The 23,491-nt window shown below is 59.1% G+C and carries 17 protein-coding genes and 1 pseudogene; 6 read left to right on the forward strand and 12 right to left on the reverse strand.

All coding sequences use genetic code 11. The annotated features are described in order from the left end of the window. Positions 1-3: 3 nt before the first annotated feature. Positions 4-534, reverse strand: a complete 531-nt coding sequence (locus tag SB822_RS36015; RefSeq protein WP_410856781.1) for a hypothetical protein — start codon at positions 532-534, stop codon at positions 4-6. 39 nt (positions 535-573) lie between these two features. On the opposite strand from SB822_RS36015, the gene SB822_RS36020 reads away from it, so the two are divergent. Beyond that, on the forward strand, positions 574-1,668 hold the full coding sequence (locus tag SB822_RS36020) for an MraY family glycosyltransferase (RefSeq protein WP_090836332.1): 1,095 nt from the start codon (positions 574-576) through the stop codon (positions 1,666-1,668). A 2,608-nt stretch (positions 1,669-4,276) separates the two neighbouring features. Here SB822_RS36020 and SB822_RS36025 read toward each other — a convergent pair. After that, positions 4,277-4,834 carry a hypothetical protein gene (locus SB822_RS36025; protein WP_410856782.1) on the reverse strand — a complete coding sequence of 186 codons (558 nt, stop codon included), beginning with the start codon at positions 4,832-4,834 and terminating at the stop codon, positions 4,277-4,279. 294 nt (positions 4,835-5,128) lie between these two features. Between SB822_RS36025 and SB822_RS36030 the strand changes: the two genes are divergently transcribed. Continuing rightward, entirely contained in the window at positions 5,129-6,070 is a 942-nt protein-coding gene (locus SB822_RS36030; RefSeq protein WP_094296768.1) for an IS5 family transposase, read from the forward strand. Between the two features lie 466 nt (positions 6,071-6,536). Here the strand turns inward: SB822_RS36030 and SB822_RS36035 are convergent, their stop codons facing one another. Continuing rightward, entirely contained in the window at positions 6,537-7,178 is a 642-nt protein-coding gene (locus SB822_RS36035; protein WP_410856783.1) for a hypothetical protein, read from the reverse strand. 1,015 nt (positions 7,179-8,193) lie between these two features. On the opposite strand from SB822_RS36035, the pseudogene SB822_RS36040 reads away from it, so the two are divergent. Next, a pseudogene (locus SB822_RS36040) lies at positions 8,194-8,628 on the forward strand (glycosyl transferase); the annotation flags it as partial. A 173-nt stretch (positions 8,629-8,801) separates the two neighbouring features. Here the strand turns inward: SB822_RS36040 and SB822_RS36045 are convergent. The 7 genes from SB822_RS36045 to SB822_RS36075 form a co-directional block, all read right to left on the reverse strand. Next, positions 8,802-10,670, reverse strand: a complete 1,869-nt coding sequence (locus tag SB822_RS36045) for a hypothetical protein (protein WP_410856784.1) — start codon at positions 10,668-10,670, stop codon at positions 8,802-8,804. Beyond that, the gene (locus tag SB822_RS36050; protein ID WP_090836338.1) at positions 10,667-11,056 is read right to left on the reverse strand and encodes a GtrA family protein; all 390 of its coding nucleotides are present in this window, start codon (positions 11,054-11,056) and stop codon (positions 10,667-10,669) included. Before SB822_RS36050 ends, SB822_RS36045 begins: the two co-directional genes overlap by 4 nt. Positions 11,057-11,277: 221 nt before the next feature. After that, positions 11,278-13,167, reverse strand: a complete 1,890-nt coding sequence (locus SB822_RS36055; protein WP_410856785.1) for a polysaccharide biosynthesis protein — start codon at positions 13,165-13,167, stop codon at positions 11,278-11,280. A gap of 5 nt (positions 13,168-13,172) precedes the next feature. Next, on the reverse strand, positions 13,173-14,180 hold the full coding sequence (locus SB822_RS36060) for an MraY family glycosyltransferase (RefSeq protein WP_410856786.1): 1,008 nt from the start codon (positions 14,178-14,180) through the stop codon (positions 13,173-13,175). A 29-nt stretch (positions 14,181-14,209) separates the two neighbouring features. Continuing rightward, positions 14,210-15,166: a UDP-glucose 4-epimerase family protein gene (locus tag SB822_RS36065; protein ID WP_410856787.1), complete on the reverse strand. Its 957-nt coding sequence runs from the start codon at positions 15,164-15,166 to the stop codon at positions 14,210-14,212. Beyond that, positions 15,163-16,008, reverse strand: coding sequence for a glycosyltransferase family 2 protein (locus SB822_RS36070; RefSeq protein ID WP_410856788.1), 846 nt, complete (start codon positions 16,006-16,008; stop codon positions 15,163-15,165). Before SB822_RS36070 ends, SB822_RS36065 begins: the two co-directional genes overlap by 4 nt. 163 nt (positions 16,009-16,171) lie before the next feature. Further along, entirely contained in the window at positions 16,172-17,581 is a 1,410-nt protein-coding gene (locus SB822_RS36075) for a hypothetical protein (RefSeq protein WP_410856789.1), read from the reverse strand. Between the two features lie 568 nt (positions 17,582-18,149). Between SB822_RS36075 and SB822_RS36080 the strand changes: the two genes are divergently transcribed. From SB822_RS36080 to SB822_RS36090, 3 genes are all read left to right on the forward strand, one after another. Further along, positions 18,150-19,034 (forward strand): sulfotransferase family 2 domain-containing protein, encoded by an 885-nt coding sequence (locus SB822_RS36080; RefSeq protein ID WP_410856790.1) that lies wholly within the window; start codon positions 18,150-18,152, stop codon positions 19,032-19,034. Positions 19,035-19,233: 199 nt separating this feature from the next. Beyond that, positions 19,234-20,298, forward strand: coding sequence for a methyltransferase domain-containing protein (locus SB822_RS36085; RefSeq protein ID WP_410856791.1), 1,065 nt, complete (start codon positions 19,234-19,236; stop codon positions 20,296-20,298). A gap of 318 nt (positions 20,299-20,616) precedes the next feature. Next, positions 20,617-21,546, forward strand: a complete 930-nt coding sequence (locus tag SB822_RS36090) for a glycosyltransferase (RefSeq protein ID WP_410856792.1) — start codon at positions 20,617-20,619, stop codon at positions 21,544-21,546. 362 nt (positions 21,547-21,908) lie between these two features. Here SB822_RS36090 and SB822_RS36095 read toward each other — a convergent pair whose 3' ends face one another. Together SB822_RS36095 and SB822_RS36100 are read right to left on the reverse strand one after the other, a co-directional pair. Further along, a complete protein-coding gene (locus tag SB822_RS36095; protein ID WP_410856793.1) occupies positions 21,909-22,811 on the reverse strand; it encodes a hypothetical protein in 903 nt (300 codons plus the stop codon). A 2-nt stretch (positions 22,812-22,813) separates the two neighbouring features. Continuing rightward, positions 22,814-23,473, reverse strand: coding sequence for a hypothetical protein (locus tag SB822_RS36100; RefSeq protein WP_410856794.1), 660 nt, complete (start codon positions 23,471-23,473; stop codon positions 22,814-22,816). Positions 23,474-23,491: the final 18 nt, after the last annotated feature.

A 23,491-nucleotide genomic window follows, 5' to 3' on the forward strand; every position in this document is an offset into this window, starting at 1 on the left:
CGACTACTGTGGGAGCCGAGTTTTTTTATGGGCGGACTGCACGTCAGCTCGCGTGATGTGCCAGAGGACGGAGAAGCTGGTGCCGCCGACCATCGGGTAGCCGTCAGCGTGACAGTTGTCCGACAGTGGATCGCAAGCGATCGTCATAGTCTGTTTGTCGTTGAACGTGATCTTGACGACCGGGCTCTCGAGCGCGCCCTTCTGGATGGGTTCGAGTTCGTATGTACAGGGAACGGTTTTTGGAGCGGATCCTGTCCTGTCGCCCTTTATCAGAAGCGTGGCAGTCTTCGAAGGAGGACTGTCGAAGCGAAGCTCGACTGTGTCGCCGCTGTCGGCGCTACCCGTCATCGATACGGGAACCGATGAGGGGACTGCGATGGATACCAGCGGCAGCGCGAATAGCGCCGCGCTCAGGCATGCAAGAAGGGAAATACGCATCTTCGAACGGACGGCTTGAATATCCTGCGCATTATGAGCGAAAACTGCGCCGCCTGCCGCCGCGCAGTCAACCCGTCCGTGCCCGCTGCGTTTCATTTGTATAATCCACCGTTTGCTTTTCCGGCCCCCACTTTCATGCTCAGTTTCGCGCTCGGTTTCCTGGTTTCACTACTGATCACGCTCGTGATCGTGCGATATGCGCATCTGCATGAAACGTTTGCGGACACCGATCTGGCCGGCGTGCAGAAATTCCACGCGCGGCCGGTGCCGCGCATCGGCGGAACGGGGATTCTGGTCGGGCTGGTCGTTTCGGCGATCCAGCTGTATGGCGCGTATCCGGCCGTTTCGGCGGGCATTCTCGGCATTGTCGCCTGCGGTCTTCCGGCTTTCGCTTCGGGACTGGTCGAAGACCTGACGAAGAAGGTATCGCCCCTCGCCCGGCTGATCTGCACGATGGTCGCCGCAGCGCTCGCTTACTTCGTGCTGGGAATCGCCGTCACACGCATTAGCGTGCCGCCGCTCGATTTTCTGCTCTCCTACGCGGCCATTTCCTGCGCGGTGACCGTGCTGGCCGTCGCGGCGCTCGCCAATGCAATCAATATCATCGACGGCTTCAACGGGCTCGCGTCGATGGTCGCCTTCATGATGTTCGCGTCGCTCGCGTATGTCGCATTCCAGGTGCACGACCCCATTGTGCTGTCGGCATCGCTGATCATGATGGGCGCGGTGATGGGCTTCTTCATCTGGAACTTCCCGGCGGGTCTGATCTTTCTCGGCGACGGCGGCGCCTACTTTATCGGCTTCATGCTCGGCGAACTGTCGATCATGCTCGTGATGCGCAACCGCGACGTGTCGGCGTGGTACCCCGTACTGCTGTTCATGTACCCAATCTTCGAGACCTGCTTCTCGATCTACCGGAAGAAGTTCATCCGCGGCATCTCGCCCGGGATTCCCGACGGCGTTCATCTGCACATGCTCGTCTACAAGCGGCTGATGCGCTGGGCGGTTGGTGCACGCACGGCGCGAGAGCTGACGCGACGCAATTCGCTGACCTCGCCGTATCTGTGGCTGCTCTGCCTGATCGCCGTGGTTCCCGCGACGCTGTTCTGGCGGCATACGCTGCATCTGTTCTGCTTCGTGATTGTGTTTGCAGCGACGTATGTTTGGCTCTACGTGAGCATCGTGCGATTCAAGGTGCCGCGCTGGCTGGTGGTCCGCAGGCACCGGTGAAGCGCCCGCGGCAGGGAGACTGGCGTGGCTTTTTCTGTGAAGCCACCAGCCCGCACGGTCATGCGACGCGATAGACGTCGGGCAATGTCAATCAACGTTGCCGTCAAGTGACGCTTCAGACCAAAAGGTGCGACACAGGATTTCAAAAAATGAAAAAGGCCGCGCCCGAAAGACGCAGCCTTGCTTCGATTGTTGTCCGTCCTTAACCCTACACCGGCGCTATGACATGCGCCGACGAGCGCGGTCAGCCTTTCGGCCGTTTCGGTCCATGACCAGACCGAGTACAGACAAAGCGACAGCCACGCCAAGCGCAAAGAAACTGAAGCCCATACGATTCTCCGTTTCGTGGAAGCTTAACGTGAACTGCGCGGAAGACGTCGCTGACGCTTGACCTTGTTTGCATTGTGCTCCATCAGCGCGCCAAGTCCACACATGACGACTGCGGCGCCGAACGCCAGAATGCTGATATCCATTGCTCGTTCTCCTCGCTCGGAGTCGCTCCTTGCATACAAGTTAGCACGAAACTCTCGATCGAACCTCGTCTTGAAGTCAGGCCCGGCATAAGCCTGCTGGCGGCCCATTACCGCCTCTTCGTGCATGGCTCAGAAAAGGAAGCATGCCGACGATGTTCCCCTCTACAAAAACAGAAAACGGGCTATGCAATTGAATTGGACGATCAGCGCAAGATACGCCGCCGTCGCTGTCGTTCGCGCTTGCGACCGCGACTGCTCATGTAAGCACCGTAACCCAGAATCGGCGCTAGGAGAGATAGGACGAACAAACCGAGATTCATGATTGATCTCCGCTCATCGGATGCCTAGATTGCAGAAAGCGTACCACAACGGTGAAAGCTCGGGGTCTTGTCAGAAGGCGATGCCGTGTCGTGGTGAGCCATGCACGCCGCTGCGCCACAACTAGCCGACGGCATAGACTCCCATCTTTCTCAATTCCCCTACGCACGTTATTCATCATCGTCGCAATCGACAGTTCCGGCTTTTCGGGGCTCGTAGCATTGCTCCCGAATGCAGTGACGCTTTAGTGACTTCAGTCAGAACGGAGGGGCCTAACTGCATTTCAACATCATTCAATTCGTGATGGAACCTCCGAAGCCATGGGTGACTACTACCCAGAGGTTCGTTATCCTGATTCGCGTGGACGCACTGAGCGCCGGCCCGGCTCCAACGTCCCATTCATCCAAGATCCGTGAGTATCTTTCGCAGCAGCGCGAGCCGTCGGATCTGCAGCGGGACCAAATAGAATCTTTGCTCGATCTCGGCAATCCTGGTAAGCCAGTAGGACACACCGAGACTAAAGCCGGTATCAAGGATGTCCGTATTGCTGAGATGGCGTATACCGCTTCAAGATGCGCCAGTTCGGGGTCAGCTAATGCCGCCGGTGATTTTGGCGCCTCGCTTACCGGAATCGCTGATGACCTGGGCTTCATTGCGCGCCCCCTGACGGGGCAGCGACGTCCCAGCATTGGGTTGCAAAACCCGTTCGTTGCGAGGTGCGCGAGAGGAACCAGGCCAGCGCGATGAACGCGATAGCTGGTTTTCTTTTGACCACATGGCAGTGAAGCCGCGTTATACATTGCATGGCACGCTGAAGTAACTTTCGTTAATTCATCATGCCCACGCCACGCGAAAGTCAAGGAAGCTGCGGCGGGCAGAGCGGCGCATGCTTGGCAGCACGCTCGCCGTAGTCCGGTGCCCACTGCGGCACAGGCTGATCAACGAACGAGTTCAGTGCCTATCAGCGCGAACGCAGTCTTCAAATCGGGGACAGCGAAGAACAGGCGCCCAGTCTGCCGCAACGTGGGCAGACTGGGCGGTAATGGAATGCAGACCGACTTTCCAGCCGTATTGGACGGCAACCGGAGTAAGGTTGTCGCGTCCGCCCTTGTCCCGCCGCTCAACATTGACAAGCCGATCGAGGCCAGCCTGTCAGGGATTAACGGAGAATGCGGAGAGATGGAACATTGATGGAGGCCGCTCATGCATCTTTTGGCGCTCTGTCAGGAGGCGACGTCGCAGCACAACCGCTCGCCCTAACCGTCCGAGGGAGGGCCCAGCGCCTGCACGAACGGTTGAACTATCGTGTCTCCTGCTCCGTGGCGATTTTGCTCCCGGCGTTGTTCAACGCTTTCCGTTTGACGGCAATAGCGGAGCAGAGACCCATGAGGATCGAAGACGGTGGTGAGTAGTCTCGCTTTTCCATCGCCTGTTGATGCGTACACGAGACGCCTCCCCCAAGCGGGACGTTATTGTTGAACTCGTGCGACAGTTACTGGACGCATATTCGTGCGCCAGGTCGCCGATGATAGTCGCGTGCGCACGCAGCTTTCGGGTGCATAGCTCTCGTTCGATCGCGAGCATTTTGGGCGCACATCAAACGTCAGGTCGGCCCTCAAAGACATCAGGCATCATACGGTAGCTGCGTGCGATAGAACCCACTGCAACCGGCCCCACCCCCTACTGCCTATCCCAAGAGGGCACGGATGACTGCTGGCATTCGTAATGTCGGTGAACACCCGTATGAGCCCAGCTTCAATGATTTTAATCAGAGCGTCAGCTGGTTAACAGCGAGGAAGATCCAACTTCCCTGCGACTCAAATCAATTGCAACACTGCACCCAGGACGGCGTTGATCGCCTTCTCAAGGCGTGGGACATCCGAAGAAATGCGGCTCAACTGCGGCGAATACAGCCTGATGTAATTTTCTTCGTTGTGGCGTGTGAGTCTCACGACCGTTCTATCGGTCGGCACCGGCAAGCCGGTGGCAAGAGCCGCAAGTATCGTGCGCACATCGAGGTCAGGACGCGCGCCAAGGATAGCCGCGGAATCTCTCAAACGCCGACGTCCGGTTCGCTTTTCAAGCTTCACGAGTTTTTCCGCGATTGCGAAAGAAATTCGATATACGTCGCCAAAAGTATGAATAACTTCGTCTGGAATCTTCGCGGCATGCAGCATCCGAGTAACGTGCGGTTTCGAAACGCCCAATGCTAAGGCCATTTCCGACTGCGATTGCCAAATTTGCCCGGTCAAGAAGGAAGCGCAGAGTCGACCCAATATGATGATCGACGTCTTCCGCTGGCGAAGCTTGTTGTACTGCGCGAGGGCTTCTTGCTGACGTAACGTGTGCGGATCTATTTTCAAAGGTTTTTCCAAAATCAGTCGCCTGAGTGGGGGCGCAGAATCTAGCGCACCGAGAAGTGCTGACGCGTCCCATTTCGAAAGGCTTAACATGATGACGCGATGTTGCCGCAATTTTCGTCAGCCGTCTGACGCAAAAAATGAGACATCGTGATCGGGCGATTCCATGCAAACCATGTAACAACCTGAGATCCTATCCGTTTCCGCTTGTATTCAGTGGCCTAAAAGCTACGGAATCTCTGCAAAAGGCCCTGGCATTGCCGCGAGGGTCGACTATCCTGGAAGCAGGATAGTTAAAGGAGTGGTGTGATGACACAGCTTGGTCTTGGTCTGGATCTGTCAACGAAGCGTACCCGCAAACGCGAGTTTCTCGACGAGATGACTCGCGTGGTGCCGTGGCAGAAACTGATCGCTCTCATCGAGCCACACTATCCCAAAGGCAAGACTGGGCGCCCTCCGTTTCCCATCCAGACGATGCTGCGCATTCACTTCCTGCAGCAGTGGTTCAGTCTCTCGGACCCGGCCATGGAGGAGGCGCTACACGACATCCCGTTGTATCGGGAATTCGCGCTGCTGGACACAGGCATGACGCGGCTGCCAGACGAAAGCACGATCCTACGATTCCGCCACCTGCTTGAGGCCCATGAACTGTCAACCAGAATGCTGGCGACGGTCAACGAGATCCTGCAGGCGAAAGGCCTGATGCTCAAGGCGGGCTCAGCGGTCGATGCGACGTTGATTCCGGCACCCAATTCGACGAAGAAGCCCGGCACGCGAGACCCGGAGATGCGTCAGACGCAAAAAGGCGGCAGCTGGTACTTCGGCATGAAGGCACATATCGGAGTCGATGTGGAGTCGGGACTGGTGCACACCGTGAAGTGCACGCCGGCGAACGTTCATGACATCACGGTGGCGCATGAACTGTTGCATGGCAAAGAGAAGGTTGCGTTTGCCGATGCGGGCTATGTGGGCATTGAGAAGCGAGGCGAAACGGGTTCGGTCCAGTGGTACGTCGCGATGAGACCGGGCAAGCGAAACAAGCTGGACAAGAAAAAGCGGCTGGACCGGATCTACAACAAGATCGAGCGGCTCAAGGCGGGCGTGCGAGCGAAGGTGGAGCACCCGTTTCGCGTACTGAAATGCCAGTTTGGATATCTGAAGGCGCGATATCGGGGACTGGCCAAGAACACAGCGCACATCGAAACGCAGTTTGCGCTGGCCAATCTCTGGATGGCGCGCAAGATGATGTGAAGCGGTGCAACGAAGGAAGAAAATGCACCGCATGAGCGCAGCGCTGGCCAGCAAAGATGCGACTGGTAGCGACTTGCCAACGTGTGAATGACGACGCGATCTTCACTCTAGGTGTTCGGTTAGAAGTCCAACGCAAAAAACGGGTTATTCAGACCTTCCCTACCCAAAAATCCCCTTCATTTCGGCTTAAGACCGTTAGCCGGCTAACGGGCAAGTATGTGATTTCTCGCTTTAAATCAATGACGTGACTGGTCGATTCCATGTAAACCATGTAACAAATCGAGATCCCGTCCGTTTCCGCTTGTATTCGTTGGCCTTAAAGCTATACCAAATCTTCGTCATTCCAGCTTAAGCCTTCTAGCCTGCTACTGCCTGAAACATTCTCGCGGTCGGACATGACCGTCACGCTGGAGAAATCCGCCCCCATCCGCGTCTATTGCGCCAGCCGCTGAGGGCGAGGCGGATGTCAAACGTGGTCGAGCTGGCTCGGCCTGGGTCCCGCAATCAATTTACAACCAATGCGTAGTCGCTCGTCTATTGCGTCGACGTTGATGCGAGGTGCTATCTTGCGATACACCTGTTCGCGCCTTACCCGGAAGAAATGATGCAATTCGCCCAGCTTGAGGTATGAGGTCGGCAAACCCGTTCCGAACTCGCATGTATCGTCTTCGAACACAGCGATGTTTTCAATCGGGCAGTTAAATCCATCCAGCAAGGCACCGAGAAAGTGAACGGCGGGTGCGGTGTACCGAAGGGGACACGGATAGATCCCCGTCATCCCTGGTGCGGACTGAACGTACAGCTTGTCCTCTTCAAGGCTCTGTGTCACCTTTCCCGCCCATTCGATACGGCTGACGACGAATACGCCGATATCGGTAACTGCTAAACAGTCGGCCCGAACGCTATGGCCCGCGAGACCATCCGAAGTCAGGACGGTCAGCTCCTCGTGCAACGAGTAGCGTTCGCCAAGCAAAGGCGCGAGTACTTCATGCAGTCTCCGCGAGGAGTCGATATATTTCCGGCGGTGATCCGCGACTGCGGGCTTCTTCGCGAACCGGTTCGGATATCCGAGGATTGCCTGAGTCGGCATGAAGAAATCCAGGCGCATACGTCCGCACGTAGGACATCGTTTGGTCATCGTGAACTCTCCTTTCAATCCCGTTCGTGTTTTGGCTCCGCGCCCCGAGTGTCCGGCCGCGTCAGCAAAGACGATCGTAGCGCTGCTCAGGACAATGACAGTTCACTATGATGACAATTTTGATAGACCTTTTAACCGGAACGGTCCTGGTAATACGGGCCACCCTCGATGCCGGTAAGCGGAAATCGATTCCACGAACCAACGCTCGGACGAGCCGGCTCACGGTCTTAACCCGAAAAGCAACATAAGATCACGTAGCTTTTGGTCCGGCGCAGCGCTAAATCTGTGGTACGGGACCCCGGCTCGGGGCCTTCGCGCTTTTCGATTAGTGAATGGAACCGCTCCATGTTCCCGACACTCTTGATCGATTCAAAAGCTACCTTTTTCCTGCGCCTTTCTCGGATAACGGCGTCAACCGGTTGACGTCTGTCGGGTCGGCTACCAAGGCGGGCGCACATCGCGCTCAAGGTGCGTCCGAGTCGCAGACAAAATCCGTGCGTCGTAGCATTGCTCACGACGAAATCCTGCGCCTTAGCGCACATCGACGCGAGAGTGCGCAACCGGTCCGTTTGTCGCGCTATTGCCGCTCCGTCATCCCGCCACATCGCTCATGCTTCGCAGCACCTGCTACGCGCGACAATTGTTCACTCCGGCGGTCACCGTAATTGACGCCATCGACCAGGTACAACCAGGTTCGTTGTGGAAATTGACGAGTGCACCGCCGCCCGTCACTCCTACTCGAGCGGGAGGAAATACTCCTCGGGGCGCGACAGTGGCACGTCCAATGACTCAGTGACGCCAGACCCGCCTGCGCCTGCTAGGAACGGTTAGCTTCCATCGAGTGGACGGCGCAGGAGAAGCGAGTGATGCGGACGAACGACCGTGGCCCTTTGCCAGTATCCTGCAAAGAGCCTGCCGCGAGATTTTCAGGCGGCCTGCCTCTGACTTGTTTCCGTTGCGGCAACAACGGCCGCTACGGCGCCGTCTCGGCGACGTGGGCGCGGACTTCACCGGCTTCATGCTTGGCGAACTGCCGATCGTGCTCGTGATGCGCAATCGGGATGTGTCGGCGTGGTATCCCGTGCTGCTCTTCATGTATCCGATCTTCGAGACGTGCTTCTCGATCTACCGGAAGAACTTCATTCGCGGGATGTCGCGTGGGATTCCCGATGGCGTGCATCTGCATATGCTCGTCTCTCAGCGGCTGGTGAGGTGTTCCGTTGGCGCAAGGAAGACGCGTGAACTAACGCGGCGCAATTCGCTGACGTCGCCGTATCTGTGGCTGCTATACCTGATCGCGGTCGTTCCCGCTACGCTGTTTTGGCGGCACACGTTGCATCTTGTCTGCTTTGTCATGGTGTTCGCGCTGACTTATATCTGGCTCTATATCAGCATCGTCCGGTTCACGTCGCCGAAATGACCAGCGGTGTGGAAGAGACGGCATAGTTGATGAAATCAGCAACGGTGTGCACGTGAAGTCTAACGTGAATAAATTCACGCGCTGCAGCGTTCAGACGAGACGGTACCCTTTCAGAAGTATGCCGAGGATCGTCGACGGGCGGCGCACCCATGGCGCGAACCTTAGCGTGAACTTCAGCGCGGACTGATGCGGCACCACTGCCACGCGAGCACGCCTTTGCCGATCCCGGCTTCATATGGCGTGCAGGCGGCCACGTCGAAGCTGAAGCCGGCGCGCTGGAAAGCGCCAGCGGCATCGGCGGCGAGCTGGCGGTTGCGGGCCGCGAGATCGAACCGGTCGTCGGCGCGCAGGCCGAGCCGGCACTGTTCGGACGCGTCGCGCGGGCCTTCGACGGCCGCATGCAGACGCAGTTTCGACACCGCCCAACGCAACGTACTGCAGCCGCGCGCCGAGCGCGTCAGCCCGAGCGTGGAGGCAACGTCGTTCACGCCGCTGACATTGTCCTCGCGCCAGTTGTGTGCGCCGTCGATCAACGCAAACGTCGGGCCGCCGCGTTCGCGCGCGAGCGCCACGATGCGGGCGCGAAACGCGTCGCTGGCGGGAAAACTGCTGTCGATCTGCGTGAACGCAACCGTGTCGGGAAAGCGCGTCGCGATCCACGCCCAGCCCGCCGTGGCGCTCCTGATGACGACCGTCGTGCGCTCTGGCTGAGCGAGCGGCGGAAGCTGCGCGTGGTAGAGCGGATCGGCCCAGCCTTCGTGTCCCCACGTGCGGGCACCGCCCGTCGCGACGACAGCCGTGGCGGCGACAAGCAGCCACGCCGCCGCGCGCCGCGCGATGTGGGCGGGCAGCAACCGGTCGAGCAACAGCACGAGCACCATCGGCGCGAGCATTTCGATGGGCACGATGTAACGGTAGATGCTGAACAGCTTCATCCACACGACGAAACCGAGCGCGACGAACAGCACCACGAGCCGCTGTTTCGGTTCCAGGGCGGCGCGCAGCTGGCTCTTGAAGCGCTGCGCAATGCGCGCGAACACCCACCACGCGAGCACGACATAGACGATCGGCCAGATGATCTGACGGATTGGGGTTTCGCCGACGCGCTTCGAATCCGCCGCGATGATGAATGGCCACAGCAGCGTCTCGACGAGATCGCGCGGCAGCCAGCGCACGTCGCCTTGCGCGGCGGATGCCGTCAGCGGATTGGGAAAGAACTTGCCGAACTGCGGATAGAGCGGGTTGCCGAACTGCTGCCACAGATGCAGCATCCAGAAGCCCGTCGTCGCGGCCATGCCGAGCAGCACACCCACACCGAACAGAAACGCGATTCGCACGCGCGCGCCCAGCGTGCCCGGGTAGCTCAGAAGGCTCACGCACAGCGCGACGGCGAAGACCGCGTTGGTCAGCTTCAGGCCCGTCGCGCAACCGACGAGCAGGCCGCTCAGGATCGACGCCGCGAACGCGCCCGCCGTGTGCTCGCCGAGCCGCCGCCAGTTCGAGAGCGCCACCAGCAGGCCGCCGAGCACGAGGAGCGCCGTCGTGTCGTCGCCCATCGAATTGCCGAGGCCGGACAGAAAGTTCGCGGTGAGGCAGCCGGCCCCGGCGATCAGAACGGGAAGACGGTAGCGATCGTCGCTGGACGCGGACGGCCATACTTCGCGTACGATCGCGACGATCAGCACGAACGTCGAGCCATGCAACACGCCGAGCAGAAACCCGACGACTCGCGACGGCAGATGCGTATTCAACAGATACAGCGCCGTGTCGAGCAGCGGGTTGAAATACGATTGCATGCCTGCCGGAGCGAGGTCGGTCTGCAGCTTGCCGTGCAGCCACGCGAACGGGTTGTACAGGTGATAGTTGTAGAGGTCCCAGTTCGCGTCGGCGCCGAGCAGCAGCGAGTACAGCCCGAACAGCAGCGGAACGATCACGCATGCGGCCGTCATCGCGCGACGCGAGCGGAGATCGACGATGCGCCGGCGCACGGTGGGCAACGCGGCCCTCGTTTGAAGATGCGGCGTCACGGGACGGGGCGTCACGGGCGGGCCTTGAACACCCACAGCTTCGCGCTGACGAAGTTGACCGTCATGCCTGCGAGCGAACCGACGGCAACGGCGATGAGCGGCAGCAGCGCGGTCTTCGGCAGCATCAGGACCGTCGCGCTATAGGCAGCGTAGTTGACAACGCCGCCGCCCAGCATCGCGAACAGGTAGTGCCACCACTCGGCCCACGCGGATTTGTTGCTGCCCTGGACGAACGTGAAGCGTCGATTGAACTGCCACGTTGACCAGACAGCCGCGACAAACGAGACTGCGCGACCGACGAAATAGCCCGCGCCGAGCGCGAGCATCCCGTACAGCACGCCTGCGTCGACGACGAGGCCGATTACGCCGGCAATGGCGAAGCGGAGTAGTTCGCGCTTCATTCGACGGCCCGTCCTGCGAGTGTCGTAGTCGCTGCTGTCGTCGCTGCCGGAAAGTAGACAAAGCCAATCATAAAGGGGACATCGGCAGGGTGATGGATGATGATAATGACGGGCTTCGCGCGCGACGGCGGACTGCGCGAAGCGCGGCTATTTTATCGCACACATGTCGCGGCACCCGATTGCACGACGAAGACGAAAAGGGCGCCTCGGCGCCTTTTTCATTACATCGAAGCCCGCTTACCCGGAAGCGGCGGCACGCTGCGCAGCGGCGGCGCGGCTAAGCTCGGCTGATATTCGGCGACCCAACGACGCAAATCGCGGCGCACTTCGTCGTCCGCCAGCACGCGATGCTGCATCAACCACGGCAGCAGCTCGTCGAGCAGATTGTCGGGGACGCCGCGCGCCAGTGCGATACGTAGCTTTGCATGCGGCGTGCGCGTGGTCGTTTCCTCGTCGGCGAGCAGTTCTTCGTACAGCTTCTCGCCGGGACGCAGGCCCGTGAACTCGATGCGGATCTGGTCTTCGGTGAAGCCGTAGAGCCGGATCAGGTCGCGCGCGAGGTCGACGATCTTTATTGGCTGGCCCATGTCGAGAATGAAGATCTCGCCGCCATGGCCCATGCTCGACGCCTGCAGAACGAGCTGCGAGGCTTCGGGAATCGTCATGAAGAAGCGCGTGATCTCCGGGTGCGTGACGGTGACGGGGCCGCCCTTCGCGATCTGCTGCTGAAACTTCGGGATCACGCTGCCCGCGCTGCCAAGCACGTTGCCGAAGCGCACGGTTTCGAACTGCGTGCGCGCGCTTGTCTGTTGCAGCGCCTGGCAGGCCATCTCGGCGAGCCGCTTGCTCGCGCCCATCACGTTGGTCGGATTGACGGCCTTGTCGGTCGAAATCAGCACGAAGCGCTTCACGTCATGGCGAATCGCGGCCCGCGCCACGCGGTACGTGCCGAGCACGTTGTTGCGCACTGCCTGCCACGCGTTCTGCTCTTCCATCAGCGGCACGTGCTTGTAGGCCGCTGCGTGGTAGACGATGTGCGGCGTATAGCGGGCCATCACCTGATCGAGCAGCAGAGAATCCTTCGCGTCGCCGATCACGGGCACGATCGACAGCCCCAGGAAGCGTTCGTGAAGCTCCTCCACGAGCCGGTACATCGCGTACTCGGAGATATCGAAGGCAATCAGCTGCGCCGGCTCGAAACGCAGGATCTGACGGCAGAGTTCCGAGCCGATCGAGCCACCAGCGCCTGTCACCATCACAACGCGCGCATGCAGCAGCGCTTCGACGTGCGGCGTGTCGATATGTACCGGCTCGCGGCCGAGCAGGTCTTCGAGGTCGATGTGGCGCACGCGGGACAGCGACGCCTGGCCTTCCCCGACATCAGTCAGCGCCGGCAACACCATCGCGCGCACGCCGGCGCGCACGCACAGCGTGGCCGCGCGCCGCTGCTGCTCGACGGGCGCCGACGGAATCGCGATGATTGCGTATTCGGTCTTTGTCGCCTCGGCGATTTCGGGCAGCTTGTTGATCGAGCCAAGCACCTTGTAGCCGTATATCTCGCGGCCCTGCTTCGAGACGTCGTCGTCGAGCAGGCCGATCAGCCGCCATTCGCTCGAGCGCGACAGCTCGCGCGCGAGCATCGCGCCGGCCGTGCCTGCGCCGATAACAATGACCGGCTTGCCCTGCGCGACGAGGCCGCCGTACAGGTAGAACTCCTTCGCCGCGCGGTACAGCGCGCGCGAACCGCCCATCGCGAGGAACAGGAACAGCGGAGACACGAGCAGCACGGAGCGCGGAACGATCGGCACGGGCTGGATCATCACCGCGAGGATCATCGACAGCAAGGCGCCCGTCGCGACCGCCTTCGAAATGCGCATCAGGTCGGGCAGGCTCGCGAATACCCACATGCCCCGGTACAGGCCGAAGATGCGGAACATCACGCCGTAGACGGGCAGCACCCAGATGAGCGCGTGTAGCGCGCCGTCGCGGAAATCGGCGGGCACGGCGCCGTTGAAGCGGATCACGTAGGCGATCAGCCACGCGCCGGAGACGGCGGCCAGGTCGAAAAGGAAAGCGCTGAAGGATAGCCAGGTGGCTTTGGATCTGAGCATCAGCGTCATACCTCGGATTGTTGGGACAGTGTTGACTGGAACCGGCGCCAGCGCAGGTCGACGATGAATCCGATGACGACCAGCACGGCGGCCCACCCTGCGACGGTGCCCCACTGAACGGCCGGGGAACGGCCGAGTACAAGTAATGCAAGCGTTATGCCGACAATCATGACCGCGTACCAGGCCCACGCGGTGCCGGCATGACCGACGCCCGAACGTACCATCCGCTGATAGTAATGCTCGCGGTGCGCTTGCCAGAACTTTTCGCCGCGCATCAGACGCCGCGCAAGGGTAACCGACGCATCGCCGATGAACGGCGCGAACACGAGCGCCGGAAACCACACGGGCCACGCGCCGCCGCGCCAGCCCCAGTAACCGAGCGCGCCCGCCAGATAGCCTAGCGAGATCGAGCCCGCGTCGCCAAGAAAAATACGGGCCGGATGAAAATTAAAGAACAGAAAGCCAAGCGCGGCGCCCGCAATCGCCAGCGATGCCAGGGCCAGTTCAGGCATCGGATGGTCGGAGAGGAGCGCCGCAGCCGCGTAGCCCGCGAAGCCGAACAGCGCCATGCCGCCCGCGAGGCCATCCGCACCATCCATGAAATTATAGAGATTGACCAGCCAGATCATCAAAAATGCCAGCGCACACAGCGCCCACCATGGCGCGGCTGCAGGAAACAGCGCGACGAGCGCGGCGACGGCGATCAGATGCGCGGCGAAGCGCACGCGCGCGGGCAATCCGCGGCGGTCGTCGACCTGCGAGACGGCGGCGAGGAACGCCATCGCCAGCGCGGCGAACCACAGCGACGGCGCGACTAGCAGCATCGCCACGACGGCCACGGGCACGATGCCCCAGCCGCCGACGCGGGGCGTCGGACGTACGTGGAGCGAGCGGTCATTCGGGATATCGGTTGCGAGGCGCCAGGCAAGGCCTGTCCTCAGCAACAGAAACAGGATCGCCGCGCACACGCAGACAGCCACGCCGGCGACGAGCGGAAGTGTCCATGGGGTCATCAGTGAATCTTGCATCTGCGGGAGCGGGCTCAATGAATCGAACGATACCAGTCGGCGGTTGCCGCCAGACCTTCGTCGGCTGAGAAGGGGGGTTGCCAGCCGAGCACGTCGCGAATGTGCGACGTATCGACCTGCAGGCTGCCGATCAGACGGTCGACCTGAGCCGAGCGGCCCATCAGCCGGCCTGCCACGCGCAACCATGCGGCCGGCACGGGTAACAGCCGCGCCGGCTTGCCAAGATGGCGCCCGAGCGCGCGCACCAGTTCCGCGACGGTCGGCGCATCGCTGTCCGCGACGTGGAAACACTGGCCCGCCGCGCGCGGATCGACCGCGCAACGCACGAGCGCATCCGCGAGGTTGCCGACATACACCATGCTGCGCCGCGCATTCGCGCCGCCCAGCGGCATCGGCACGCCGCGCCAGATGGCGTCCATCAGACGTAGGAAGTTAGCGCGCACTTGCGGTCCGTACACGAGCGGCGGCCTGACGATCACGATCTCCAGACCCGTCTCGCCGCTCAGACGCACGAGTGCGTCTTCAGCAGCGCGCTTGGAGCGGCCGTAGGCGTCTTCGGGGCGCGGTGTATCGTTCTCGCGCAACGCTTGTCCATCATCGCCCTCAGCGACCGCCTTGATGCTGCTCACGAACACGAAGCGCGACACGCCATGCTGCCGCGCCGCCGCCGCGAGGCGCAACGTGCCGTCGACGTTGGTCGCGCGGAACGCGGCGTCGGAGTCGGCGGCTGTGTCGTGCATCACGTGCACGCGTGCGGCCAGATGCACGACACAGTCAGCGTTCAGTCCGGCGGGCCATTTGTGCGCGATGCCGCTGTAGTCCGTGCTCGCGTCGATCCATTCCGTCACGCCATCGAAGCAGCCGCCGCCACGGCGCACGAGCCCCGTCACGCGATGTCCCGCTTCGAGCAGCGCGCGGCACAGCACGCGTCCGACGAAACCGTTCGCCCCGCTCACGACGACATGACTCATAGCCACTTCCAGCCGAAGCGGTTAAAAAACTTGACCGCGGACGCGGCGAACATGCGGATGTGCACGGAGCCTTTGCGGGCCGCGCCGCCGCCGTGGTGCAGCACGCGCACGGCGGGCAGATAGGCGATGCGCGTGATTTCGTGCGTGCGCAGGCTCAGGTCGTAATCCTCGAAATAGAGGAAATAGCGTGGGTCGAAGCCAGCGAGCTTTTTCAGCACGCTCGTTCTGAACAGCATGAAGCAGCCGCTGACGATGGGCGGGTCCCAGACGATGTCCCGTTCGTTGATCACGTCCTGCATTTCGTAGCGCGCCAGGCGGCGGGCGAAGAACCGCCGTACGCTCGCGGGCAGGAAGCCGCGTACGAACAGGTCGAGGAGCGTCGGGTAGCGGCGGCAGAGGTACTGGATGTGCCCTGCTTCGTCGCCGATGCGGGGTGTCAACAGGCCGACGTCAGGGTGGCTTTCGAAGAACTCCACCGCGCGTACAAGCGCCTGCCGGTCGAGGTCGATATCCGGGTTCAGTACGAGGTGATAGCGGGTCGCCGCGCGCTCGATCGCCAGATTGTGGCCGCGGCCGTAGCCGACGTTGCCCTGCCCGGCAATGACCGAGCAGGTTGCGCCATGCGCGTTCAGGGCGCCCAAGGCAGCGGTCATGTCAGGCAGTCCACCGTTGTCGACGAGACAGACGTCGAGTGTGAACGCGGGATGCATCTCTCTGAGCGCATCGTAAGCGGCGGCAAGGCTTTTCAGCGTCTGCGCGAGTTGCTGTATGTCCGGCCGGTAGACGACCACAGACACTGAGAGACCCTCGATCTCATTACCTGGCTCACGCGTAGTATTCATGTGGAAAATGCAACGTGTCTTGTCGCGACACTTTAGTTTTTGGGATGGGGGTCACATCGAAGCCAGAAGTTTGCTAAAAAAATGGGCATTCGGCAACCGGGGTTTCGAAATGTTACGCACCAGAATGGGGCGGGCGAGGCGCGTCGATCCCACGCCCACTTTGTTAGGGTTGCAGATCCCCGGTTACGGTAAAGAACGCGTCCTTTCCGTTCCGGGTCAAATATCGGGCGCTGCGAATATTCACCGCGCCATTTTGAGCAAGCACATCTATATATCTTCCCGTGTCGTCTTTCGACCAGAACGCAACTTCAATATGCCGGGAATTAGCCTTTCTGGTTTGAATCTGATCGACGTCAATGACGTATGGAATCTGATTTTTTGTCAGAAGCGCGAACGACATGAAGAAGCCCCAGTCCGGAAAGACATACAACGTGTCAGAACGATTAACGGCATCGGCGGCCAAATCATTAAGTGCACTCGTCGCCCGATTTGCTCCGCCCGTAATTTCGAGTTCGCGGAAAAAACCGCTGCTCTGCGAGATATTTCCTGCGGCAAACAGGACACACACGCCAATCACCACTCCACGCGAAACGCCGCTGCGGGCCATGTCGCCCAAAACTGCAGCGCATAGCAAGTAGAAGACCGGCGCAAGGACACCGAAATGATGCACCCAAAGTCTGTTCCCCAGCAGCACTGCAACGGCTACGTATGAAATCGGAAGCAGCACCAAGAGCATGGCTCTGGAACGGCGCAGCCTTATTAGCGCGACGATCGCGACAGCAACAAAGAAAGCCACCTTGGCTTTGACCCACCAGTCCTCACTGCCGGCGCCAAGCGTCATGAGTCCGTTTCCGATATTGGACAACGCCAGAAAGGCCATGTGAAGCGTATATCGAACGCTGTCGATCATGGAAAGCTTTGACGATAAGGGGGCTAACCCTTGCGTCTTCGCAGCCATCCACTTCAGAGTCTCGTGAAGACCGCCTAAGCGAAGGGCAAGGAACGCGTATCCAATCAGATACGGCAGCATCCCCAAGGCAAACCCCGCGATCCAGCGGGACGGCCGCGAATCGGATCTAGTGAGAACCAGCACTGCCATCGCGGGAGCAAAAAAGCCCAACACGAAGTATCCGTATATGGCCAATCCATAAAACACGCCCGACCAGAACAAGCCGCTCTTCGTGTTGCCCCACAGCACGTAGAGGCTGGCAAACAGCCACATCTCTCCGCCAAGAATGATATAGAACTGCGTGCGGAACGAACTGATGAAGGCGATGTCGAGCGCAAGAAGCGCCGAAAATGCAAACGATACGATCCGGTTGCCGGTAGCCCTTACACCAACACCGAAGGAGAATATTATGATTCCCGCACCAAAAAGCGCCTGCGCGCAGCGAAGAGTCTCGACGCTTATTCCGAATACTTTAAAAACCGCAATATCGACGTAAAGATTTTGGACACCGTGGTACAAATTTCCCAAAATCGGGAAGGCCACTGTTGGGAACACCCAGATCGGATTTTTCAGCGCGGGAAACAGGACGCGCGCGGCAATATAGTCGGGATTGACCGCATCCATATATATTCCCGGGAGGGTAATGCGATAACAGATTCCCGCCCAAAAAATGAGCATGAGAACAATGACAGCAGCGACATTTGGGATTCTTTGTTTCATCTCAGGACAATTTTAAATATCGAGCTCGGCGTGTTGGTCCCCGGCTGCCCAACCATAAACCCGCTCCGCCCTTCAGTTTGAATGCCGCGCCCGGTTCCCGGAGAACCGCCGCAAGCCCCGCCTTACAGCGCGAGGCCCGCTATGTTACCCGTCCAGCAGGCCCCCGAGAACACCATCGGCGGGAAACCAACAGGCTTCAGCACGAAAACCACACGCCGCCCGTCGAGCGTGTTGGGACACTGAGGCTCTCATCTTGGCACGAGTCGAATGGAAAATTTCCAAAGTAAGGAGCCGCAATACGCGCAAGTACAAACGCACGATCTGTCCTTTTTAAATCGGCTAAATTACTGCATTGCCTTGACTCTCCTAATTGAGCATATAGGCGGTCGCGCCGGTCTCACGCCAGATTTCCGCGGTTCGTTATAATCCGGGCCGACCACTTCCGCAATTTCTCGGCCAGTTAAAGCACGATATGAAAGACATCAACAGCATGCGGACGGTCATTGTCCATTACCACCTCTTCAAGAACGCCGGCACAACGGTTGACAGCATCCTAGAGCGGAACTTCACCGGCGACCAGCATGGACACGTCGAAGGCCCGCTGCCATGGTCGACCCTTCAGCCGGAACAGGTTCTTGAATTCGCCGCAAACAATCCGTCGGTGCGAGCCATTTCCAGCCATCACGCACGCCTGCCATTGCCGCAGCATCAGTCGATCAAGTTTTTCCCGATCCTGTTCATCCGACATCCGATCGACCGCTTCGCCTCAGTCTATGAGTTCGAGCGCCGGCAGCCGGAGGACAGCATGAGCCCGAGCGTGGCGATCGCACGCAATGGCGGCATCGCCGAGTTTGCACGCTGGGTAATCAGCGGTGATGCTACCGCTGTATGTCGCAACTTCCATGTGATTCACCTAGCAAACGCGCAAACCGACATGCGCACCGCTCGCGCGACGCATGAAGACTATGAAAACGCGCTGGCACGGCTGACGGCGCTGCCGTTCTTCGGCATCGTCGAAGAATTCGACGAGTCGCTCGTCAGAATCAAGCAGCAACTTACGCCGCATGTTGGCGAGATAGAGATCGACCACCTCAATCAGAACGTCACGCCGGGGCGTCACCCGACGTTATCCGAGCGTCTGAACCACATTGAGACACATCTCGGCCAGACACTGTATCGCAATTTACTCGAGTGCAATGCATTAGATCTTCTGCTTTATACGCAGGCCAAAAGGATGTTTGCGGCGGCTCGCGAGACGGCATCGACCACCGAGGATGCTCGTCCAATACATAACCGCTTTTGGGATCGATTGACGCGGACCTTCCGCGGGTCGTCCAATACCCAGATTCGTGCCTGACGTCCGGATTTGATGAGAAGGCGCGCTTTCGGCGAGTGGATGCCCTGCATTGCATCGCACCGTTGTCCCTGTTCGTTTGCGGAACTGAACCATGACAGTTGTCGTTACGCCCTGATACATTTTTCAAATCCTTCCAGGGTTGCATCTTTTGTAAGATGCGGGATATGGTCTAACCGAACCGTATTCTCTGGAGAATTCTGTGACCTATTGCGTCGTATGCTCCTCGAAAGCAGTGCCATTTCGCACGATCGACAAGGTCGATTATTTCGAATGTGAAGCATGCGGGTCGCTGTTTGCCGATCCGGCTTTTCTGAGTGATCTGGAAGCTGGCCGCGTCTCCAACTATCAGCATTCGTATTGGGAATCGGAATTACACGCAGCGCGAGAGCGCTCGTACGGCTCATCGCTCCAGCGCATAGCGGAAACGTTTCTCTATTGCAGAATTCCCGTTCGGCGGTTCGTCGATATTGGTTCGGGCCCGGGCTACCTGCTCGATGCTGCGTCCAGTGCACTGCCCGACGCTGCCGACATGTTCTACGGCGTAGAGTTATTTCCACCTGACGAGTCTCTTCGAACGCGCCACCCCAACTATAAGGTGTGCTCGATCGGCGACTCGGGCGAGCGTTTCGACGCGGGCGTGTGCGTGGAAGTCATCGAGCATCTCACGCCGTCGATGCTGAATGGCCTCGCGAAACAGATGGCCCAGGTATCCACTCCGGGAGCGCTCTACCTGATCAATTCCGGCCAACCGACGTTTGTCAAAAACGAAGATCCAGGCTATCTCGATCCGATAGGACGTGGGCACGTCGTTGCATACTCGATCGCGGGCGCCCAACGAATCTTCGAGCCGTATGGTTTTGAGGTCATTCCGCTACCCGGTCGCCATTGGGCATTTTTGCTTGAGTTTCAGTCAGAGAAGACTAGGCAGTCTCCACAGGAGTTGCTGGAAAAGCGGCTTTGGTCCCCACTTCCTGAAAATGTCGCTGTGCTTCGGGATGGCAACGCCGGCTCGCTGATGTATCACGCTGGACGAGATGCCGCACGCAGCTACCTGGAATACGCCACGGTCATCGAACGCACAGCGTGGGCGCAAAGCCTTCAGGCGGAAGTCGAGCGACTGCAGGCACTGACGGCCAAGCAAGTCAAGCAAATCGAAGAAGTACGGCGCGGCTCCAAGGACGCCGGCGCGAATTTCGATGTACAGCAGAATCATCCGAGCTTGCTGGGCCGCGCACGCGACTGGTTGCGAACACATACAGCATAGCGAGGGAGTCGTCCGCATCGCCGGATCGCGGGCACGATCCGGCGCAACTCTTTTCTTCAACCATGTCCCCACCTCTTCTGCCCGATGCGACCGCAACCCTTAACTGCGGCCAACCCGTTCCATTTCGCGCACAGCCCTAACCATAAATAAAGGTTCAGTCAAGTGGACACTTCCATAATGTCCACAGCGACAGGGAACTCGTGGAGCTTTACAGCCGCAAAAGGTAAAATCGCGAGCCTCAAAAAAGCTTATCTATTGGCCAAATTCGCCGCGTTGCGGCGATGACATGCGCCATAAAATTTCACATACGAGGGGAACGTGGGTCAAAAAGTTGCTGTCATCGTGCCATGCTACAACGAAGCGAAAACCATCTCGGGCGTGGTCGAGGATTTCCGGCGCCATCTCCCGGAAGCCGAAATCTACGTCTTCGACAACAATTCGACGGATGGCACGTCAGAGGTCGCGCACTCCGTTGGAGCCCACGTTCGCCGCGTTCCTTTGCAAGGCAAAGGCAACGTCATTCGTCGGATGTTTGCGGACGTCGAGGCCGATGTGTACGTCATGGTAGATGGCGACGGCACGTACGACGCCGGTGCCGCGCCCCGTCTGATCGAAGCGATGCTCGACGAGGGACTCGATATGGTCGTCGGCAGCCGTGTGTCCGACGAAGTCACCGCATACCGGTCGGGTCACCGGTTCGGCAACGTTATGCTCACTGGGTTTGCCGCCGCTATTTTCGGCAGAACCTTCAAAGACATGCTGTCGGGTTATCGGATTTTCTCGCGGCGCTATGTCAAATCGTTCCCAGCGCACGCGCAAGGCTTCGAAACCGAAACAGAACTCGCAGTCCATGCCCTCGAATTGCGCATGCCCGTCGCCGAAATTGAAACGCGGTATGGCAGCCGTCCGGAAGGGTCGGAGAGCAAGCTGAACACGTACCGTGACGGCATTCGCATCCTTGTGACAATCCTGCGGCTGTTCAAGCTCGAACGGCCATTCGCGTTCTTCGGTATCTGCTTCGTCCTCAGCATGTTGCTTGCTGTCGGACTTGCTGTGCCGCTGCTGGAAACATATATCGAAACGGGACTGGTGCCACGCGTGCCGACCGCCCTGCTGTGCGTCGCATTGAGCGTCGTGGGCTTTTTGTTCCTGGTTTGCGGGCTGATTCTGGACACGGTCACTAAAGGCCGGCTGGAAGCGAAACGGCTCGCGTACCTAACGATCCCCGGCCCTGGCCCGCGATCGTGACGTGAGCCGGCTCCGCAAGCCGGTTTCGATATTGGCCGTGGCACATGTCAGCCGCCTGCGCGGCAAATGGCTGCTTGCCCAAATCTCCAGACTGGCATCGTCGGACTGTTCGAGTAACAAGGAGACCCTCCAGCCCGTCGAATCCGCTGAGCCGGCGTTATTTCATGTTGCCTGCTCCAACGCCGGAGCAGCGGCCGTAGTTGCCCGAGCGCAAGCGTGCCCACAGCGTCTGCATTTTTGGGCCGTGTCGAATAACAGGCGGCAAGAACACCCTCCGATTGTTTAAGGCGTTGTCGTGCAAAGTGACGTTGGCAACCCCCCAAAACCGCGGTTGCAAGCCGAAGGGCGGCACATCAATGATCTTATTGATTTGCGTCGCAAGCGTTGCGCAATTCGACTAAGGTCTTGGACGCCGTCCAATTGAACAGCCTCGCACCAGAGCGACAGGCTTCCAGGCGGGCCTGCGCGATATCTTTCGCACATGAGACAGGTCGATAGTTACCGCCGTACACAAGAAAGAATCCTCCGTCGAGCAAAGTTCCAACGCAGTATCCCGGATCGGCGACAATTACAATTTCTCCATCTCGCAAAGCACCCTGCGGGTCCACCAAAGTATGCTTCACTTCGCTGGCAAAACGGTCGACGGACAGATAGGCAACCTCATCGAACGATCGAGAGATGCGCGATTCAATCACAACTGAGCCTGCGGCAATCAGCGAAAACGCATACGTTGCGAGCAGCCGATTTCCCTGATCGTGTAAAACGCCGAATCCACAGGCTACCATCGTCAGAAAAAGGAAAAACGGCCCCAATTCCCATCGCTGCTCCATGCGGATCGTGAGTACGGCGGGTAGCAGCAGTAAAACAATCAACGCAGCACAGTACAAACTCCACCCAGCAGGCGCCGCCTCGGAACATGCTACTTTCCGCCGCCTCACCATACCCGTTGTGATCAACAATAGGCACGTCCCGGTGAACAGCATCGTCATTATCTTGACGAGCATCGAAAAGTCCGACCACTCGGCGCCTGTAAGGTATTGTGGTCCGTGATTAACACCGATCACCGATAAGAACGCCTCCGATGACAACGCGCCGATTGACCCAAAGTTGACACCAAGCGGCTGACCGCCCGTTCCCTGAAAAAAATTTGAATGGAACACCAACCGCTTGATCAGGAAATTCGTGTCGACAAGCAGAAGGCATATTCCAATAAATATGAGTCGCTCTTTCCACGCCCCTGCCTGCTTACCGCTAACAAAGAACAATCCTAGCCATGGCAATAGAACGTATAGCGTTCATGCGAATTAAAAGCTAAAAACGCCCACAGCAGTGCGGACCATTTATACGCGCGTTGTGACGAAGCATCCTTCTTGCCAGCGACATTCCACTCGAAAACGGACAACATCGTGAGCGTGCAGAAAAACAGCCCAAGTGACTCCACTTGGCCGGTCGCCTGCGTGACCTCATACAATCCAAGGTGAGATGTCGCTGCAATCACACCGAGAATGAACGCCACAAACCAGTTTTCGCAACACCTATACATCAACACCGCCAGCACAGTGCTACTTGCGGCATGAATAGCGACGTTGACAATGAAGTATGCGGCGGTACTCTTCCCGAAGAGCGCAATCTCCACGTGCATCAAACTACTGAATACGAAACGAAATTTCTGCCCGCTTTCCGAAAAGAACAAGTCTGCCCATTTACTTTGAAAACGATCGCCGTGGTACAACATATAGTTGAACAGGTCGTCACCATAAAACAGTTGTGGCGCCCATGATCGAAAACGAAGCCAGATCACTATCGCGTAGGTCGCCAAGACCCCCAACGTGCCGATGGTCGAAATGCGCGCGCTTGAGTTATGCTTCGTCACCGCCATTCTGTCTTTAGATAGCGTTTTGACAGAAGCTAACGTATTTCTTGCCATTCGTTTGTCCGTTACCGA

The organism is Paraburkholderia sp. SIMBA_054, assembly GCF_046534875.1.
Taxonomy (GTDB): domain Bacteria; phylum Pseudomonadota; class Gammaproteobacteria; order Burkholderiales; family Burkholderiaceae; genus Paraburkholderia; species Paraburkholderia hospita.